16 protein-coding genes are annotated in these 17,800 nt (G+C 63.7%); 13 read left to right on the top strand and 3 right to left on the bottom strand.

The window, feature by feature from the left end:
- Positions 1-69: 69 nt before the first annotated feature.
- Positions 70-519, bottom strand: a complete 450-nt coding sequence (locus H6A21_RS06565) for a low molecular weight protein-tyrosine-phosphatase (protein WP_204561559.1) — start codon at positions 517-519, stop codon at positions 70-72.
- 81 nt (positions 520-600) lie between these two features.
- The gene (menA, locus tag H6A21_RS06560) at positions 601-1,779 is read right to left on the bottom strand and encodes a 1,4-dihydroxy-2-naphthoate octaprenyltransferase (RefSeq protein ID WP_204561557.1); all 1,179 of its coding nucleotides are present in this window, start codon (positions 1,777-1,779) and stop codon (positions 601-603) included.
- A 203-nt stretch (positions 1,780-1,982) separates the two neighbouring features.
- Between menA and H6A21_RS06555 the strand changes: the two genes are divergently transcribed.
- Positions 1,983-3,470 (top strand): zinc ribbon domain-containing protein, encoded by a 1,488-nt coding sequence (locus H6A21_RS06555; protein WP_204561555.1) that lies wholly within the window; start codon positions 1,983-1,985, stop codon positions 3,468-3,470.
- 43 nt (positions 3,471-3,513) lie between these two features.
- Here the strand turns inward: H6A21_RS06555 and H6A21_RS06550 are convergent, their stop codons facing one another.
- Positions 3,514-4,560 (bottom strand): DUF1385 domain-containing protein, encoded by a 1,047-nt coding sequence (locus H6A21_RS06550; protein ID WP_204561552.1) that lies wholly within the window; start codon positions 4,558-4,560, stop codon positions 3,514-3,516.
- A gap of 264 nt (positions 4,561-4,824) precedes the next feature.
- Here H6A21_RS06550 and H6A21_RS06545 point away from each other — a divergent pair, with 264 nt between their 5' ends.
- The 12 genes from H6A21_RS06545 to H6A21_RS06490 all read left to right on the top strand — a co-directional run bounded on the left by H6A21_RS06545 (position 4,825) and on the right by H6A21_RS06490 (position 17,647).
- On the top strand, positions 4,825-5,721 hold the full coding sequence (locus H6A21_RS06545) for an aldose 1-epimerase family protein (RefSeq protein ID WP_204561549.1): 897 nt from the start codon (positions 4,825-4,827) through the stop codon (positions 5,719-5,721).
- A 489-nt stretch (positions 5,722-6,210) separates the two neighbouring features.
- The gene (locus H6A21_RS06540) at positions 6,211-7,140 is read left to right on the top strand and encodes a transporter substrate-binding domain-containing protein (protein WP_204561546.1); all 930 of its coding nucleotides are present in this window, start codon (positions 6,211-6,213) and stop codon (positions 7,138-7,140) included.
- A gap of 108 nt (positions 7,141-7,248) precedes the next feature.
- Entirely contained in the window at positions 7,249-8,454 is a 1,206-nt protein-coding gene (locus tag H6A21_RS06535) for an amino acid ABC transporter permease (RefSeq protein WP_204561543.1), read from the top strand.
- A 3-nt stretch (positions 8,455-8,457) separates the two neighbouring features.
- On the top strand, positions 8,458-9,216 hold the full coding sequence (locus tag H6A21_RS06530) for an amino acid ABC transporter ATP-binding protein (protein WP_275052476.1): 759 nt from the start codon (positions 8,458-8,460) through the stop codon (positions 9,214-9,216).
- A 488-nt stretch (positions 9,217-9,704) separates the two neighbouring features.
- Positions 9,705-10,775 carry a peptide chain release factor 1 gene (gene prfA / locus H6A21_RS06525; RefSeq protein WP_204561540.1) on the top strand — a complete coding sequence of 357 codons (1,071 nt, stop codon included), beginning with the start codon at positions 9,705-9,707 and terminating at the stop codon, positions 10,773-10,775.
- A 473-nt stretch (positions 10,776-11,248) separates the two neighbouring features.
- Entirely contained in the window at positions 11,249-12,469 is a 1,221-nt protein-coding gene (locus tag H6A21_RS06520; RefSeq protein ID WP_239462708.1) for a peptidylprolyl isomerase, read from the top strand.
- Between the two features lie 172 nt (positions 12,470-12,641).
- On the top strand, positions 12,642-13,085 hold the full coding sequence (locus H6A21_RS06515; RefSeq protein ID WP_204561537.1) for a GatB/YqeY domain-containing protein: 444 nt from the start codon (positions 12,642-12,644) through the stop codon (positions 13,083-13,085).
- A gap of 528 nt (positions 13,086-13,613) precedes the next feature.
- Positions 13,614-14,345, top strand: coding sequence for an amino acid ABC transporter ATP-binding protein (locus tag H6A21_RS06510; protein WP_275051974.1), 732 nt, complete (start codon positions 13,614-13,616; stop codon positions 14,343-14,345).
- A gap of 113 nt (positions 14,346-14,458) precedes the next feature.
- Complete coding sequence (locus H6A21_RS06505; protein ID WP_204561534.1) at positions 14,459-15,328, top strand: transporter substrate-binding domain-containing protein; 870 nt, start codon at positions 14,459-14,461, stop codon at positions 15,326-15,328.
- Positions 15,329-15,477: 149 nt separating this feature from the next.
- Positions 15,478-16,230 carry an amino acid ABC transporter permease gene (locus H6A21_RS06500; RefSeq protein ID WP_204561532.1) on the top strand — a complete coding sequence of 251 codons (753 nt, stop codon included), beginning with the start codon at positions 15,478-15,480 and terminating at the stop codon, positions 16,228-16,230.
- A gap of 3 nt (positions 16,231-16,233) precedes the next feature.
- Positions 16,234-16,881 (top strand): amino acid ABC transporter permease, encoded by a 648-nt coding sequence (locus H6A21_RS06495; protein WP_204561529.1) that lies wholly within the window; start codon positions 16,234-16,236, stop codon positions 16,879-16,881.
- 49 nt (positions 16,882-16,930) lie between these two features.
- The gene (locus tag H6A21_RS06490) at positions 16,931-17,647 is read left to right on the top strand and encodes an AAA family ATPase (RefSeq protein WP_204561526.1); all 717 of its coding nucleotides are present in this window, start codon (positions 16,931-16,933) and stop codon (positions 17,645-17,647) included.
- The last annotated feature ends 153 nt before the right edge of the window (positions 17,648-17,800 follow it).

The raw sequence follows: 17,800 nt of genomic DNA, 5'->3' as shown, positions 1-17,800 counted from the left end.
CCACTTGGGCGCGCGATACGCGCCCAAGTGGCACCAAACTACCCCGTCCCCAATGAAGACATCAGGTGCCTATGCAAGCTGTTCGAGCAGAGCGGTGCAGCCGGCGAGCACGTCGCGGTACGTGTCGTCGAAGTTGCCGGTGTACCACGGATCGGCGACGTCGCCGGGGCGGTCGGTCCAATCGAGCAGCCGGCTCACCTTGTTGTCCGGGTCGCCACGCAAGATGCGCGCCAGCCCGCGGCGGTTCTCCCCATCCATATATATGATGTGGTCCCACGAATCGTATTCGGCAGGCGTGATGATGCGCGCCCGGTGCGCAACGACCGGAATGCCGACCTCGCGCAGCTTGGTCTCGGTGCCCCAGTGCGGCGGGTTACCGATCTCCTCGTAGCTCGTCGCGGCCGAGTCGATCTCGAACTCGTCCTCGCGGCCGGCGCGGCGCACGAGCTCAGTCATGACGGACTGGGCCATGGTCGAACGGCAGATGTTGCCGTGGCAGATGAAAAGGATGCGGTGCATGAGGCGGTTCCTTTCGATTGGCGGCCATACAGTCGGAGGCGTCCCACCCATTGTAAGGGCGCGCCGCTCCGCTGCAGCCTTCTACCCGAGGGCGACGACGATGGCGAACACAGCGGCGGGCAGCACAGTGCCGAGGCTCGTCGGCGCCATGAAGCGGTCGAGCCTCTCGTGGTCAAGCTGGTGGCAGGCGCCCTGGGTGGCACGCATGAGCGGGTAGGAGGCCGCGAGCACCGCGGCGGCACGTGCGAAGGTGGCGAGCTCGACACCGCGTACGAGGAACGTGGCCACGACGAACAGTGCGAGCGAGGCGTAGATGAGCGCCAGATGGTAGGCACGCATGTAGGACTCGCCGGTGAGCGCGGCGACCGTCTGGGGCGAGCGGGCACGGTCGATGGCAGCCTGGCCTTCCGCCGTCACCTCGGCGTCGAACGCTGCGAGGTCGACATGCGGCCCGCGCTCGAGCACCGCGACCATGCCGGAGATCTCCCCGGGCGTGCGGCCCCGCACCCAGCGCTCGCCGGCGTGTGCCCCCGCGGCGTACAGGCGGTTCGCGATCGTGTGCTTGCCCTTGGCGGCATCGGCGAGCGAATCGCGCATGTTGTTGATGTTCATGACGGCTGCGACGGGAAGCCCGAGCGCCACGCCGGCGACAAGCGGCGCGACATCCCAGGCGTGCGTGTAGAGGAACGTGCCGGCGATCACGGCGACGAGTCCGAAGAACACGAAGCTCATGATGTCGCCGAGCCCCAAGTAGCCATAAGGGTGCGGCCCTACGGTGTAGAGTACCGCGGCGGCGATGGCGGCGATGCCGAGCGCCACGAAGATACCGGCGGCAAGCATCGCGTCGGTGCCCAGGGCGGGCCCGCCGCTGAAGGCGACGGCGATCAGCGCGCACCCGAGCGCAAACGTGAGTGCGCACAGCGCGATCAGCGCGCGCTTCATCTGGGCGGGTGTGATGATGCCCCGCTGCATGCCGCGGCGCGGTCCCACGCGCGTCTCGTCGTCCAGCCCATGGGAGAGGTCGCCGTAGTCATCAGCAAAGTTCGCGATGACCTGCAGCAGCAGCGAGACGACGAGCATGAGCGCGAACACCTCCGGGCGCCACGCGCCCCGCGCAATGGCGATGCCCGCGGCAACGAGCGAACCGGAGGCGGCGAGGGGCAGCGTGCGCAGGCGTGTCGCCTCGATCCATGCGGCGCGAACCTCGTGTGCATCGTGGGCGAGCGGGGCTGCGGGGCGTTCAGGCTGAAGTGCTGGCATGTGGGCGGCGTCCTTTGCGGGCTGATGGTCGGTCGTATATTCGCACGCCATTATAGCGACCGTGCTGCGGCCGGGTTTGAAGGCCATTTGGTAACAGTTGTGCAATCAGGGGGTTTATCGCGCAGCGTACAATGGAGGTCATACACGCTGGGCGGCCCGTCTGTCGCTCCCTTGATGACGGCTGAGCCCCTAAGGAGGCTGCAATGATATGCCCGTTCTGCCATGCCGAAGTAGCCGATGGCTCGTCGTTTTGCACGTCGTGCGGCGCAAAGCTGGCCAGCATGCCGCCTGAACCCGCGCCTGCTGCGTTCTGCACGCACTGCGGAGCGCCCGTCTCGCCGGGTGCGAGGTTCTGCACGTCGTGCGGCGCAAGGATCGTCGCGCCCGATGCCGATACGCCCGCGCCCGATGCCGATGCGCCCGTGCCAGATCCGATGCCCGCGGGGGAGACGGTGGTCGATATGGCTCGCATAGCCGTGGCGCCCGCGCCGGCTTCCACCTCGACTTCCGCGACGGCGCCCGATCCGTACGCCCCCACCTCGCCGCAGGATTTCACCTACGATGCGGCGCCGAAAAAGAAGATGAGCCGGGGCAAGGTCGCGGCGATCGCCGTGGGCGCACTCGTGTTGGCGGGTCTCGCCGGGGGCGGCATCTGGTATGCCGTCGACCAGCAGAACCAGCGGGCCGCCGCCGAGCAGGCCGCGCAGGCAAAGCAGCAGGCGCAAGACCTCGCCGACGCGCAGCATGACGTCAAGATCTCCGTTTCCGCTGACGGTTGGAATACCCATGGCGGCGCCTCGCGCCTGCCGGTGCATGTGGTGGGAACCGCCTCGACCGGGGATGCAGTCGACGAGACCCAGTTCGTGGACTCGGACGGGGAGGGCCTCACGCTGCGTCAGGGCACCTATGAGCTGAGTGTGGTCGCCTCGCCGATCGCCGCAGACGGCACCCTCTACGCGGTCCCCATGAATACCCTGCAGGTCAGCTTCACGTCCGATGATGTCAACGAGAATATCGATGCGACCGGCGTGGGGTCGTTTGCCCTCACGCCCGTGGCCGCCCTCGATGTGACCACCGAGCTGATCACGGCGGCGTATGCGCAGGCGTCTGCCGATACCGCCGCGGATGCCCCGAACGCCGACGAGCTGCGGGACGCCGCCCAGAGCCGGCATGATGACGCGGCCGCGCAGAAGGCCGCGGACGATGCCGCGGCGGCCGAGCGGGAAAAGCGCGAGGCGCGCCGCGTGGCGACGGCCGACTACGAGCTCTATCTGCCCGAATACTGGGATGGGCGCGTGAACGTGCAGAAAGATGGCAACAAGGTAGCCATCTACGCGAATATCGATTCCCGCCTTGAGATGTGCTGGATCGAGGTTCACTCGACACCGCGACCGGATGCCATTGGTGATGTCGCGACGTCGTGGATCGGCTCGGCTCTTCTTGGTCCGGGCGAGTACGCCTGGGTGTACGCCAATCGATGGGGCTACATCATCGCGGATTTCAATCGCCAGAACTCGTCGGATCCCGATACGTATTACAGCTTCGAGGAGGCGGAAGAGGTCGTCGACCTTGAGACCGGCGGTGCCATCGATTACGACACGATTCTCAATGATTTCGGGGAGCGAGACTACAGCTATCTGGTCGACGACTACATAGCCGCGAACATCGTGGACGCCATTCAGCCGCTTTAACGGCGGTGTTCACATCGGGGACGGGGTAGTTCGGTGCCACCTACTACTCTGCCTCGGCTTTCGCCGCGTGCTCGCGCGCATCGACGCGCTTGAGGGCCTCGATGGCGCACTCCAGCATGCCGGGGTCGGCCTTGCGCGTGGTGAGCCGCTGCATCTGCAGACCGGGCCACAGCGCGATCTTCACCAGCGGGTTGTCCGGATGCGATCCCGCCCATTTCACGGTGACCTCGTAGGACACGCCGGCAACGATCGGCAGCATCAGGAGGCGCGTGCCCAGCACGAACAGCGTGCGGGCCATACCGGTGAGACCGAGCGCATCGGCCCACGCCCCGACCGGTAGCACGGCGTGTAGGATGAGTGCCACGGCGACGGTCATGACCAGAAACGCCGTGCCGCAGCGCACGTGCAGGCGCGAGAACTTCGCGGCGTTCTCCGGCGTGAGCTCGAGGCCGTGCTCGAAGCAGTGGATGGACTGGTGCTCGGCACCGTGGTAGCCGTACATGCGCGCCATATCGGGGATGAGCCCCACGCCGCCCACGTAGGCAACGAGCACGATGATGCGGAACAGCGCCTCCACGAGATTCCACGGCAGCGAGTTGTCCGCGGCGAGCGGTCCCATGATGGCGTTCGTCGCGACGAGCGGCAGCGCGATGAACATGCCGACGCCGAGCACGAGGCCTACGCATGTGGAGATGAGCATGGCGATGCCCATGCCGCCGCCGGACGAGCTGCCGCTTTCCGCGGCGTCATCGGCGTGGTCGCCATCGCTCGCCGTCGTTTCGCCATCGCCCTCCTCCTCGTCGATGAAGACGTGCTCGGAGGCGATGTCGAGCGCGCGGTAGGAGAGCATCATCGACTCGACGAACGACACGCAGCCGCGGATGATCGGCCAGCGCATCCAGGCGGGGCGCGTTGAGGGGTCGGGCAGGTCGTGCTCCTCCACGTACATGGTGCCGTCTTCGCGACGCACGGCAACCGCCCAGTTGAGCTTGCCGCGCATCATGACGCCTTCGAGCGTCGCCGACCCTCCGATATGCGTGCAGAACAGTTCGCCCTCTTCGGCGATATCGTGCTGATGCTTATGTGCCATGGTTGTGTGCTCCTGATCGTGCGGTTTCTGGTGCAGTAGCTTACCGCGACCGGTGTCGCACGCGAAAGTGGCCATCGTCTTCGCCCGATTAACCACATGGAAGCGCCCTGTCGCACGCGAGGTGCCGGCTCTTTGTCCGCGTACCGAAGCGTTGCATCCGCTGCACGACGGCGCGTGCGCGCCCGGCCGGTATCGCCGCGTGCGCGCGCTATAGTGGGTACAGGCATATCGCCGACACATTGAAAGCCACTTGAGGAGATCGCCATGTCCACCATCACCACCATCTCGCGCGACGGACTCACCGCGCGTATCGACAGCATGGGCGCCCAGCTGACCAGCCTGGCACTCGACGGCAACGAGTATCTCTGGCAGGCAGATCCCGCGTTTTGGGGCAAGCACGCCCCGGTCCTGTTCCCCATCGTGGGCAACCTGCGCGACGACGAGGCGACCTCGGCAGCGGGCCCGTGTCACATGGGGCGCCACGGCGTCGCGCGCATCAACGAGCACAGGCTCGTCGGCGTGAGCGACGACGGCACCGCGGTCACCTACGAGCTCACCGAGACCGACGAGACGCTCGCCGCCTACCCGTATCGCTTCAAGCTGAACATGACCTACGCGCTCACCGGCCCGGCAACGCTGACCCAGACCTTTGCCGTCACCAACACCGGCGACGTCGACCTGCCGTTTTCGGTCGGCGGCCATCCCGCGTTTAACATCCCGGCGCCGGGCGGCGCGGAGGCGGGCGAGACCTTCGAGGACTACGAGTTCCGCTTCGCCGCGCCCTGGACTGCAACCTGCCCGAAGATCGTCGCCGGCGGCCTCGCCGACCCCACCGACACGTTCACGCCGGTCGAGAACGCCGACACGTTGCGGCTCACGCGCGACTGCTTCGCCTTCGATACCATGGTGTTCGATCACGTGCCGGGCAACACCGTGACGCTCGTGGGCACGAAATCGGGCCACGGCATCACGCTCGACTTCCCGGGCTTCGACTTCTTGGGTGTCTGGTCCGCTCCGGGCGCGCCGTTCGTGGCCATCGAGCCCTGGACGGGGCACGCGACCTATACCACCGAGGACGACGTCCTCGAGCATAAGGAGGGCATCACGATTCTCGCTCCCGGCGCGACCGAGACCAAGTCGTTCTCGATCACGCTGCTGTAGAGACGCCAAGTCGGTCCGTTCCCGCAAGCCATCGCCATGGCCGGGCGCGTGCGGCGCGTGCTCGAACCGCCGCCCTTCGCTGCGGGCGCCTGATCGTCGCGCGCAGCGCAGGACGCGATATCCGTGCGGGTTCTCCTGAGCTGTCCGTAGTGACCGTGCGTTCTGCGAACGCTTGAGGCGCCCGGACGTGCGCTTTGTGCACGCTCGGTGCGGAACGCGGCCCGTTCGGCGTGGCATGCTGGCTGGCAACAGAGCTCCGGGTCCCTTTCGTAGCAGCGAGAAGTCCGCTTTAGCACCGTGTTTCCAGCGGGTATTCGGTTACATGCGTGTTTCTTGCATATCAGCTCTGGTTTTTCGTATACCCGCGCGGTATCCTGCCTCCTTGTACGCGTAACTTTCTCGCATTAAGTTGCAAGGGGGAGGGGAATGGGTCCCCTCCGGTTGCGTCGTACGGAAGGGGTTACAGACTTAATAACGGAAGGACCAATCATGACCAAGAACCTCTCGACTTCCACGCAGCATATCGCGAGCCGCGTTTCGCGCCGCGACTTCCTCAAGCTTTCGGGCCTTATGGCGAGCATGGGAGGGATGATGGTCCTCACCGGATGCGGCCCCGCCGCGCAGGAGCCCACCGCTGACACCGGTTCCGCCGATGCGGCCGACGACGCCTCCTCCACCACGCTGGGCGACGGCGTGACCCTGCGTGTCGGCATGGAGGCTGCATACGCCCCGTATAACTGGCAGGTCTCCGAGGCCTCCGATTACACCATCCCCATCGACAACGTCGACGGCGCCTATGCGGACGGCTACGACGTCCAGGTCGCCAAGATGATCGCCGAGGGCCTGGGCATGGAGGCCGTGGCGGTCAAGCTCGACTTCGGTGCGCTCATCGACTCGCTTAACAACGGCCAGATTGACATCGTGTGCGCTGGCATGTCCGTTGACCCCGACCGCGCTGCGTCGGCCGACTTCTCCGACTCCTACATCGACGACGACATCGTCATGATCACCAAGAAGGACTCCCCCTACGCGGGCGCGACCACGTTCGCCGACCTCTCCGGCGCGTCTATCCTGGGCCAGGCCGCCACGATGTACGACACCGTGATCGACCAGATTCCCGATGTGAACCACATGACGCCGGCTGAGACCGTGCCGCTCGTGGTGGAGAACCTCTCCAGCGGTACCTGCGACATCATCACCTACTCCATGCTCTCGGTGCCCAAGCTGATCGAGACCTACCCCGATTTCGTCCAGCTCGAGATGACCGACAAGTTCGAGGGCTCCGTCATGCCCGACAACGCGGCCATCGCCAAGGGCCAGGATGCCATCCTCGACCAGATCAACGAGATCATCTCCGGCATCTCCGAGGAGGACCGTCAGCAGATGTGGAACGACTGCATGGATCGCCAGCCGGCATAAGCTAGGCGACCTTGCCGATCCCATCATCGGATAGCTGTCTTTCAGGGCGCGCACCGCAGGTTTGAGCGGTGCGCGCCTCACCCATCTCATATATAAGGAGAGAAAACCATGAGCTCTGCCCCAACGAGTGAGCAGCGCGCGCCGAGGCGCCGGGGTCGCGTGGCCTCGTTCGTGCTCGACGACCATCGCTATGTGCTGCTCGGCACGAGCGCCGTGGCGGCTGTCGGTATGCTGCTGTCCAGCCAGCCGCGTCCTGCCATGAGCTTCCTGGCGAACGCCTTTACCGTCGAGCTGGCCATGTACTACCTGCTCGCCGCCTGGCTCGTCCTCGCCGCCGTCGCCCTCATCTTCAAGCTCACACACTGGAAGAACTACGACGAGACCGCGCCGTTCACGAAGCCCGCCGTGGCGCGCGTCCTGCGCTATGCGTCCTATGTCGTGTGGGCGATGACCCTCGTGCTCGTCGTGGACCGCGTCGTCATGTCCGTCGCCTCCGCCTGGTCGGTGGCGGTCACCGCCACCTCGCGTCCCACCGACGACATGCTCGAGAGCATGTGCTACATCCTCTGGAACGGTCGCCAGACGTTCATCACCGGCTTCGTCACCACCGTCGAGCTGGCGGTTATCGGCACCGTCGTGGCGTTCTTCCTGGCGCTGCTTCTGGTGTTCTGCCGCATCCAGACCGTCGACCGCCCGGACAACGACTTCATCCGCTTCTGGAAGAAGGCCGGCGCGGGCTTCGCGAAGGTGTACTCCACCGTCGTGCGCGGCACGCCGATGATGGTCCAGGCCATGGTCATCTACTTCGGTGTGTTCGGCCTGTTCCGCATGACGAGCCTCAGCACCACCCAGATCAACGGCATCTGGACGACGTTTCTCGCCGGCCTCGTCACCATCACGCTCAACTCGACCGCCTACATGATGGAGGTCTTGCGCGGCGGCATCGAGTCGGTCGACCCCGGCCAGATGGAGGCGGCGCGCTCGCTCGGCCTCTCGCAGTGGCAGGCCATGCGCAAGGTCGTGTTCCCCCAGGGCATCAAGTACTCCATCCCCGGTCTCTCCAACGAGCTGGTCATCAACATCAAGGACTCCTCGGTGCTGTCGGTCATCGGCACGTTCGACCTCATGTTCGCCACGACCACGGTCGCCGGCATCTATTACCAGCAGTTCCAGACGGCGCTGATCTCCACGGCGGTGTACCTGTGTCTCACCATGTTCGCGTCGTGGTTGCTCGGCCGTTTCGCCCGCCACTTCGACGTGAAGGTCGAGGCGCTGGGCAGCACGTCCGACACCCCCGTGAAGGTAGAGGAGTAGGTGATGGCCATGACGCAAACCTCCCAGCAGCCCATGGTGCGTATCGAGGGGCTGCGCAAATCCTTCGGCAACCTCGAGGTGCTGCGCGATATCAACCTCGACGTCATGCCCGGCCAGGTGGTCACGATCATCGGTCCGTCTGGCTCCGGCAAGTCGACGCTTCTGCGCTGCATCAACCTGCTTGAGACGCCCGACGCCGGCCACGTGTGGTTCCACGATGCGGACCTGGCCGCCGAGCACGTGGATGTGAATCGCCTGCGCGAGAAGATCGGCATGGTGTTCCAGGGCTTCAACCTGTTCAACAACATGAACGTGCTGGACAACTGCACGCTCGCGCCCGTGACGCTCAAGAAGATGAAGAAGGACGAGGCCGAACAGGTCGCCATGGGCCATCTCGAGGCCGTGGGGCTCGCCAGCTTCGCCCATGCGAACGTGAGCAACCTGTCCGGTGGCCAGAAGCAGCGCGTGGCCATCGCCCGCGCCCTGTGCATGCAGCCCGACCTGATGTTGTTCGACGAGCCCACGAGCGCACTCGACCCCGAGATCGTGGGCGAGGTCCTCGAGGTCATGCGCGGCCTTGCGCGCGACGGCATGACCATGGTCGTGGTCACGCACGAGATGCAGTTCGCCAAGACCGTGTCCGACCGCGTCGTCTTCATGGACCAGGGCGTTATCGCCGAAGAGGGCACGCCGGCCGAGATCTTCGGCGCGCCCAAGCACGCCCGTACGCGCGAGTTCCTCTTCCGCTACCTGGACGACTAGCCGCGCGGCGAGCTTGCGGGCGTCCTGCTGCCCCGCCCGATGTGCGCGTTGCGCCCCGGACCTGCGCTTCGGTGCGGCTCCGGGGTGTTTTTTTGCTGCCGACGCGTCATCTCATGTGGACGTTTTGCGCACGTCACGGAAGGTGTACCGTCAAGCGGCGCGCGGCGCTTGCCGCGGCCGGCAAGCCGGGTATGATAGGTGCCTGAGAGAAAGGGTTCTGCACGTGTTTGTGAAGCTCGACAAGTTCTAGCTATCTGTGCGCTTCGGACGCTCCCGCCGTCGCGTGTGCGACGGGACGGGGTAGGCTGCCCCCGTTGGGCCCGAATCGGTCCCATGAACCCCGGATGGACGGATATCCGCCATCCAGTTTTTTCGCTTACTGAATACGTATGTAGAGCCATGCGAGATCGCCTGCATGCAGGCCGCGGTGCGCGCTCGGTTTGCCGCCCGCGTACCGGCGCGATCTTGTCGGACACGAAGGAGACCCCATGCGCGACAAGCTGGAGAAACTCATCATCGCCTACGAGGAGCTCGAGCGTAAGCTCGCCGACCCCTCCGTGGCCGCTGACATCAAGGAGTACACCCGCCTCAACAAGGAGTACGCGCACCAGACCCCGCTGGTGACGGCGGCGCGCGAGTACCTGACGGCGCTCGATGACATCGAGACCGCCAAGGAGATGCAGCACGATACGTCCGATCCGGACGAGAAGGCCATGCTGCAGGAGGACATCGCCGCCAACGAGGCCAAGCTTCCCAAGCTCGAGGAAGACATCAAGTTCATGCTCATCCCGGGCGACCCGAACGACGAGAAGAACACCATCGTCGAGATCCGTTCCGCCGCGGGCGGTGACGAGGCGGCCATCTTCGCGGGCGATCTGTTCAAGATGTATCAGCGCTTCTGCGAGCACCAGGGCTGGAAGCTCGAGGTGCTCGACTCGAGCCCGAGCGACGCCGGCGGCTTCAAGTCCATCGAGTTCAAGGTGTCCGGCGACAAGGTCTACTCCGTCATGAAGTACGAGAGCGGCGTGCACCGCGTGCAGCGCGTGCCGAAGACCGAGAGCCAGGGCCGCATCCAGACCTCCACGGCCACGGTCGCCGTCCTGCCCGAGGCCGACGAGATCGACATCCAGATCAACCAGTCCGACCTGCGCATCGACACCTACTGCGCTTCCGGCCCCGGCGGCCAGTGCGTGAACACCACGTATTCGGCGGTCCGCATCACGCACCTGCCCACCAATACGGTGGTGCAGTCGCAGGAGCAGCGCTCGCAGATTCAGAACCGTGAGGTCTGCATGCAGATGCTGCGCGCCCGCCTGTACGAGATGGAGCTCGAGAAGCAGCAGGCCGAGCTCGGTGCCGAGCGCTCCTCGCAGATCGGCCACGGCAACCGTTCGGAGAAGATTCGCACGTACAACCAGCCGCAGGATCGCGTGACCGACCACCGCATCGGTTTCAACTCCACGTACAACGGTGTGCTGCTGGGCGACCAGCTGAGCACCGTGATCGACGCGCTCGCCGCGGCCGACCGCGCTGAGAAGCTCGCCCAGGCCGTCGACTAAGGTGCGGGCGCGCCCCTTGGGCGCTCGCGAACCTACTTCACATGCCTTCGGGGCCGGGATGGACGCCATTCCGGCCCCGTTTTCATAATCGGAAGGCGCCTGGAGGGGGTCTATAATACGGCGACCCCCTACTTTCAGTACTTCTTCGGGCCCCAATCTGAAGATGGCATTGCAGACAACAAAGAATATCGACTACAAAATAAAAAATATTATTTAAACAATTGGCTACAGCAATTCCGCTCGAAAATGTACTGAAAGGAGGGGGTCGAGGTTGGTAATCGGGTTCAAAGGACGCTCAAAGCGGGGTCGAGCCGCCTGGTGCGGCGTATGCGCTCTGTGGTTATCGCCTGCAGCTGTGGTCGGAGTCGGCCCCCTGTGCGACAATAGCGAAAGTTTGCACGTAACACCATGCGCCATCTGCTGGCGCACGCGTCGCGCGCCCGCGCGATCGCCATAGCTGGAAAGGGTTACCCATGATGAACAAGAGTCCGCGCATCAAGCGCGACGACGCATCGAAGCCCGAGGACGCCGCGACGTCCCCCAAGGCCAAGGGCGAGCAGAAGAAGGGCCATAAGGAGAAGGTCCGCAAGATCGTTATGATCGTGGTCGTGATCATCGGCTGCGCTGCCATGCTGCTTTCCGTGACCGCCATGGCGTGCTCCGGCGTGCTCAACCAGGTCACCTCGCAGGAGGATTACAAGCTCACCGGCGGCGTGGCGGCTACGGTCAAGGGCGTGAACATCACCGAGGACACCATCACCAAACAGATCATGGCTGTTCGCAACGCCTACGGCTACGGCAGCAACGGCAGCTGGGCGCAGTACCTCGTGGACAACGACCTCACCCCTGAGAGCTACCGCGAGCAGGTCATCAACAACTATGCCGACCAGTACCTGCAGCAGGCCGCCATCAACGAGCACGACATCACCGTCACCGACGAGGAGGTCGAGGAGGCCTGGCAGTACGCATGCTCGAGCTACGGCGGCGAGGACGAGTTCCTCGAGCAGCTCAAGAGCTACGGCTACACCGAGGACTCCTACAAGTCGAGCCTGAAGAACAGCCTCGCGCAGGACAAGCTGAAGGAGGCCGTGGCTCCTGCCGAGGACCCGACCGACCAGCAGATCATCGACTACCTGAACGAGAACCTCGACACCTACAACGACGCCCGCCGCTCCTCCAACTTGCTCATCTCCGTGGACTCCGACGCCACCGACGAGGAGAAGGCCGAAGCCAAGGCGAAGGCCCAGGAGGCTCTCGACAAGATCAACTCCGGCGAGCTGTCCTTCGAGGACGCCGTCGAGCAGTACTCCGATGACACCGGTTCCAAGGATGACGGCGGCGACGTGGGCTGGGACAAGCTCACGAGCTTTGTGACCGAGTACCAGGACGCCCTGTCGCAGCTCTCTGTCGACCAGGTGAGCGAGATCGTCGAGACCACCTACGGCTATCACATCATCAAGTGCACCGACTACTTCCACGTCGACGGTGACATTACCTCCATCGACCAGGTACCCGAGGAGATTCGCGACTATATCTCCAACATCGTGAAGACCCAGGCGCAAAGCGAGGCGTACACCACTTGGTGGAACGACTACAAGGAGAAGGCTGACCTCCAGATCAACCCCATGCCCGAGGACGTCCCCTACGACGTCAGCCTCGAGGGCGTGACGAAATCGACGGGTAGCGCCGAGTAGCGCAGCCGAAAACCGCATGTCTGTGTCGAAGGGTCGGGGCGTCGCCTCGGCCCTTCGTCGTACCGCGTGAGACTGTGCGGCGATGCGCAGCCCGCCGTACCGGGCAAGCGTCTGCAAGAAGACGGGTAGAATGGGCGAAGAGATTCGATGCCGCAGAGAAGGGGAGACACCCATGACAAGCGAAGAGCTGCACAACGAGATGGTCGCGGCCATGAAGGCTAAGGACAAGACGCGCCTGTCCATCATCCGCCAGGTGATCGGCGAGGTGAAGAACCTCGAGGTCAACGAGCGCCGCGACGCGACCGAAGAGGATGTTAACAACATGATCAAGCGTCTCATCAAGCAGACGAGCGAGACGCTGGAGATGTCCATCAAGGCCGCCAACAACCAGGAGCGCACCGACACCCTGACCGAGCAGGTCAAGATCCTCGAGAGCCTACTGCCCGCGCAGGTGACCGGCGATGGTCTTATCGAACTGATCGATAAGACCATCGCCGAGATCGGTGCGACGAGCAAGAAGGACATGGGTCGCGTCATGGGCGCGCTGGGCAAGGCGACGGGTGGCAATTTTGACAAGCCTCTCGCCGCTAAGGAGGTCGGTGCGCGCCTCGCATAGCGTGCGGTCTGGGGAGATTTCTCACCCGCGGAAGCGCGTGGAAACGATGGCGGACCCGCTGGCGGACAATCCGTTCGTCAGCGGGCCCGCCCCTATATATTGTGGTGCAACGTCATCCACGTGCATACATGTTGATTAGTGTATATTTCGTGCCGCAAGAGCCCCGCTCATGTTAAATCGGTGGGGGAGAGCGCCCGCAGGGGTGTCGACATTGTCGCAGGTAACCAAACTGTTTCAAAAATCTCCCTGCAAACACTGTAGCCAAGCGGTGCGTATAATGGTTCTTCACGAGGGTAAAAGAATGCGCACGTGTCGTGTGTGGGCAAACTTTTATCGAATATTCCGTATGCGCTACACTTGAGGCCATATGTAACTGTTCGATTACCGACTCGTTGCGGGTGTCCGTAAACAATGGGACCCACTCGCACGCGACCGTACAATAGATGAGCCGCGAACCTCAGAACCACCTGCTTGGCGGGCGGTCGGGAATGCGCGCGCATCCGGCGAAGAAGGAAGGAAACCGAGTTCATGGCCGATATGATCGAAATTCGCGGGCTGAATAAGTACTTCGGCGACCTGCACGTCCTGAAGGACATCAACCTGACCGTCAAGGCGGGCGAGAAGCTCGTGGTCATCGGGCCCTCCGGTTCCGGCAAGTCGACGCTTATCCGCTGCATCGATTACCTCGAGGAGCCCACGAGCGGCGAGGTCGTTATCGATGGCATCCCCCTGACGAAGAAGAACCACCTGGAGATGGCCCGCAAGTACAGCTCCATGGTGTTCCAGCAGTTCAATCTGTATCCGAACATGACCGTGCTCGGGAACCTGACGCTTGCCCCCATCAAGCTCCAGAAGAAGAGCAAGGAGGAGGCGACCCGCGCCGCCATGGCCGCGCTCGAGCGCGTCGGTCTGGCTGCGAAGGCGGGCGAGTATCCGCAGAACCTCTCCGGCGGCCAGCAGCAGCGTGTCGCCATCGCGCGTGCCATGTGCACGAAGCAGCCCATCATCCTGTTCGACGAGCCCACCTCGGCGCTCGACCCGGAGATGATCCAGGAGGTGCTCGACGTTATGATCGAGCTCGCCCAGGAGAACATCACCATGGTCTGCGTCACGCACGAGATGAATTTCGCCAAGCAGGTCGCCGATCGCGTCATCTTCATGGACGACGGCCAGATTCTGGAGGAGGGCACGCCTGAGCACTTCTTCACGAACCCTCAGAATCCCCGCTGCCAGGACTTCCTCAACAAGATCCTGCACTAACTCATCGGCACAGCACGGGCGCACGCCCCGAACTGGCGCCATCTTCTTGAAGCCCCTGCGGCGCGGGCCGCAGTAGGCGATATCCGTACCGAAAACTGGAAGGGGTACCGATTATGAAGAACATCTCTCGTCGCAATTTCCTGCAGGTCTGCGGCCTCGGCATCGTGGCGGCGGCAGGCGCAAGCGCGCTGTCCGGCTGCGGCGGCGGCGACACGGGCTCAGGTTCCACGTCGAGCTCCGATTCCAAGCTCGAGGCCATCAAGAGCCGCGGTAAGCTCAACTGCGGCGTCAAGGCCGACGTCTTGGGCTATGGTTACCTCAACACCGAGACGAACGAGTATGAGGGCCTGGAGATCGACCTATGCTATCAGATCGCCGCGGCGGTCCTGGGCGTTTCCTACGACGAGGCCAAGGAGAAGAAGCTCTGCGAGTTCACGACCGTGACCCCCAAGACCCGCGGCCCGCTCATCGACAACGACTCCCTCGACATCGTGTGCGCCACCTACACCATCACGCCCGAGCGTGAGGAGGACTGGGACTTCTCCACGTCCTACCGCACCGACTCCGTGGGCATCATGGTCATGAAGTCCTCCGGCATCGCCGAGATGGCCGACTTCGACGGCAAGATCATCGGCGTGTCCCAGGGTTCCACCACCAAGGACGCCATCCTCACCATGTTCGAGGAGAAGGGCATCGACGCCACGCCCGAGTTCAAGGAGTACCCGGACTACCCGTCCATCAACTCCGCGCTCGAGTCCGGCAACATCGACGCCTTCGCCATGGACCGCTCCACGCTGAACACCTATATGAACGACCAGAAGGAGCTCGTCCAGCCCGACATCGAGTTCGGCACGCAGGACTACGGCATCGCCACCAAGAAGGGCTCCGACCTGTCCGACGTCGTCGAGGAGACCGTTACCTCGCTGCTCGATGACGGCTGGATGGACGAGGAGATCACCACCTGGCTGGGCGCGAGCGCCTAATCGTAGCCGATAGCTACTGCGGGGCGGACGCCGAAAAAGACGTCCGCCCCTGTGTTGTCTTCAGACAAGGCTGGTTCGTGGGAATCATGCCCGTGCGCTTGCTTCACTGCGCACCGGTCTCATCTTGAGACAGATTGGAAAGGAGAGATATGCTCGACGGGCTGCTAGACGCCAAGCGTTGGGAGATCACGATGGCGGAGATGCCTGCGCTGTGGGAGGGCTTTGCCTTCACCCTGCAGGTGGTCGTTGCCGGCTTGCTGATCTCGCTCGTGCTGGGCACCATCTTGGGCGTCTTCTCGACAACGCGTTCGCGCGTGCTGCGACTCATCAGCCGCATCTACGTTGAGTTCTTCCAGAACACACCGCTGCCGGTACAGGTCTTCTTCTACTACATGGCCGGTCCGCGCGTGCTGCAGATGATCACGGGCGCCGAAAGCCCCGTGCGCCTGTCGGCCTTTGCCATCGGCGCGCTCGGCGTCGGCCTGTATCACGCGGCCTACATTTCCGAGGTCATCCGCACGGGCATCGAGTCCGTGCCCCGCGGCCAGATGGAGGCGGCGCTTTCGCAGGGCTTCACGCGCGTGCAGGCGTATAGCTACATCATCCTGCCGCAGACGTTCAAGGTCATCCTGCCGCCGCTGTGCAACCAGGCGCTCAACCTCGTGAAGAACACCTCGGTGCTCGCGCTCATCGCTGGCGGCGACCTCATGTACAACGCGGACAACTTCGTGTCGACCTACGGCTACCTGCAGGGCTACATCATGGCCTGCGTGCTGTATTTCATCATCTGCTTCCCGCTGGCCATCCTGGTCCAGTGGCTCGAGCGCCGCTCCAAGCGCCGTCCGCGCGCCAAGAACATCCCGGGCATCACCCCCGCCCCCGAGCCCGCAAAGGAGGCGTAGCGCATGGAGATCTTCACCCCCGCAAACGTCTCGTTCATCATGGCGGGATTCGTCAAGACCATTCAGATCTCGGTCCTCGCCATCATCTTCTCGATCCTGTTGGGTACGGTGCTCGCGCTGGTCAAGCAGTACTGCGTGGGCAAGCTGACCCCCTTCAAGTGGCTCGTGAGCGCCTACATCGAGCTGTTCCGCTGCACGCCGAACCTGCTGTGGATCCTCTTCATCTACTTCACGGTGAAAGGCAGCGATATCTTCATCTCGGTCCTCGCCTTCACGATCTTCACCTCGGCGGTCATGGCCGAGATCATCCGCGGAGGCCTGAACTCGATTCCCAAAAGCCAGTTCGAGGCGGCGAAGTCGCAGGGCTTCGGCTTCTTCGCCAGCATGCGCCTGATCATCTTGCCCCAGACGTTCAAGACGATCATCCCGGCGCTGTTCTCCCAGTGCACGACGGTCATCAAGGACTCCTCGTACCTTGCCGGCATCAACGTGATGGAGTTCATGTTCTCCGCCAAGGTCGTCATGGGCTACACGAGCGACCTCTCCCAGGTGCTGCTGCTGTACGGTTTCGTGTTCTTGCTATACTTCGTGTTGAACTTCGGTATCTCGCTGATCGTGCGCGCCTACCAGCGCCGCGTGGTGGCCGCGTAATCGACGACGAGCGTCCGGGCACATGCCCTGGCAGATTGGAAGGCAGATTATGGCGGATTCGAGCAAGAAGAAGCGGGATGTTTCCAAACTTCTCGCCCAGGATCTGTACAACAACGAGAACCTCGGTGCTCCCACCGAGGAGGGTAGCCTGGAGTACCCGGTGGTCATCACCATCGCGCGCGAATACGGCACCGATGCCCACGAGATCGGCATCGCGCTGCAGGAGCGGCTGGGCATTCCGCTCTACGATAACGAGCTGCTGATCCGCGCCGCGCGCCGCGCCGACACGGTTGTGGACAAGGTGGCCCCGTACGACGAGAGCGTCGCCGCCGAGATGATGGCGTTCCTGCCGGACCGCTTCGATTCCCGCACGCTGGCCGACCAGCTGTTCGAGAGCCTGAAGCAGGTCATTCTCGACGTGGGTTCGAGCGAGTCGTGCATCATCATCGGGCGTCTTTCGGACTACATCCTGCGCGATAACCCGAACCTGATCAACGTGTACGTGACGGCGCCGCTCGAGGAGCGCGTCGAGATCGTGTGCAAACGCCGGGGCATCACCGAGTCGCAGGCGCTCAAGCGCATCAAGAAGATGCAGCGCAACCGCGAGCTGTTCTACAAGCGTTACTCCGCGGGCAAGACGAAGCTGCGCGCGCATAAGGACCTGGTGGTCAACCGCGCGCTGTTCGGTGTCGAGGGCACGTGCGATATCATCGCCGAGGCCTATCGCGTCAAGATGCGCGAGCTGGGCCTGATGAAGGCCGAGTAGCGGGCGCACGCCTACAGCATGATTGGAAAACGGGGGCCTACGGCCCCCGTTTTGCTGTGCAGGGGGAGTCCGGAAGGGGCGGGCGGACCTCCTCTGGACAAAAAGGCCTTGAGTGGGACCTATGCATGAGGCATCGTCGCATTTGATTAGGCA

This window comes from Collinsella tanakaei (genome assembly GCF_016902615.1).
GTDB lineage: Bacteria > Actinomycetota > Coriobacteriia > Coriobacteriales > Coriobacteriaceae > Collinsella > Collinsella tanakaei_A.
The sequence above is the reverse complement of the archived record's forward strand: the minus strand, read 5'-3'. Positions and strand labels throughout refer to the sequence as shown.

What these genes read in the sequence shown, in the direction of transcription:
- H6A21_RS06510 (WP_275051974.1), top strand. Translation starts at nt 13,614, where the DNA reads ATGGCCGATATGATCGAAATTCGCGGGCTGAATAAGTACTTCGGCGAC.
- prfA (WP_204561540.1), top strand. Translation starts at nt 9,705, where the DNA reads ATGCGCGACAAGCTGGAGAAACTCATCATCGCCTACGAGGAGCTCGAG.
- H6A21_RS06515 (WP_204561537.1), top strand. Translation starts at nt 12,642, where the DNA reads ATGACAAGCGAAGAGCTGCACAACGAGATGGTCGCGGCCATGAAGGCT.
- H6A21_RS06550 (WP_204561552.1), bottom strand. Translation starts at nt 4,560, where the DNA reads ATGGCACATAAGCATCAGCACGATATCGCCGAAGAGGGCGAACTGTTC.
- H6A21_RS06545 (WP_204561549.1), top strand. Translation starts at nt 4,825, where the DNA reads ATGTCCACCATCACCACCATCTCGCGCGACGGACTCACCGCGCGTATC.
- menA (WP_204561557.1), bottom strand. Translation starts at nt 1,779, where the DNA reads ATGCCAGCACTTCAGCCTGAACGCCCCGCAGCCCCGCTCGCCCACGAT.
- H6A21_RS06540 (WP_204561546.1), top strand. Translation starts at nt 6,211, where the DNA reads ATGACCAAGAACCTCTCGACTTCCACGCAGCATATCGCGAGCCGCGTT.
- H6A21_RS06530 (WP_275052476.1), top strand. Translation starts at nt 8,458, where the DNA reads ATGGCCATGACGCAAACCTCCCAGCAGCCCATGGTGCGTATCGAGGGG.
- H6A21_RS06520 (WP_239462708.1), top strand. Translation starts at nt 11,249, where the DNA reads ATGATGAACAAGAGTCCGCGCATCAAGCGCGACGACGCATCGAAGCCC.
- H6A21_RS06500 (WP_204561532.1), top strand. Translation starts at nt 15,478, where the DNA reads ATGCTCGACGGGCTGCTAGACGCCAAGCGTTGGGAGATCACGATGGCG.
- H6A21_RS06535 (WP_204561543.1), top strand. Translation starts at nt 7,249, where the DNA reads ATGAGCTCTGCCCCAACGAGTGAGCAGCGCGCGCCGAGGCGCCGGGGT.
- H6A21_RS06505 (WP_204561534.1), top strand. Translation starts at nt 14,459, where the DNA reads ATGAAGAACATCTCTCGTCGCAATTTCCTGCAGGTCTGCGGCCTCGGC.
- H6A21_RS06490 (WP_204561526.1), top strand. Translation starts at nt 16,931, where the DNA reads ATGGCGGATTCGAGCAAGAAGAAGCGGGATGTTTCCAAACTTCTCGCC.
- H6A21_RS06565 (WP_204561559.1), bottom strand. Translation starts at nt 519, where the DNA reads ATGCACCGCATCCTTTTCATCTGCCACGGCAACATCTGCCGTTCGACC.
- H6A21_RS06555 (WP_204561555.1), top strand. Translation starts at nt 1,983, where the DNA reads ATGATATGCCCGTTCTGCCATGCCGAAGTAGCCGATGGCTCGTCGTTT.
- H6A21_RS06495 (WP_204561529.1), top strand. Translation starts at nt 16,234, where the DNA reads ATGGAGATCTTCACCCCCGCAAACGTCTCGTTCATCATGGCGGGATTC.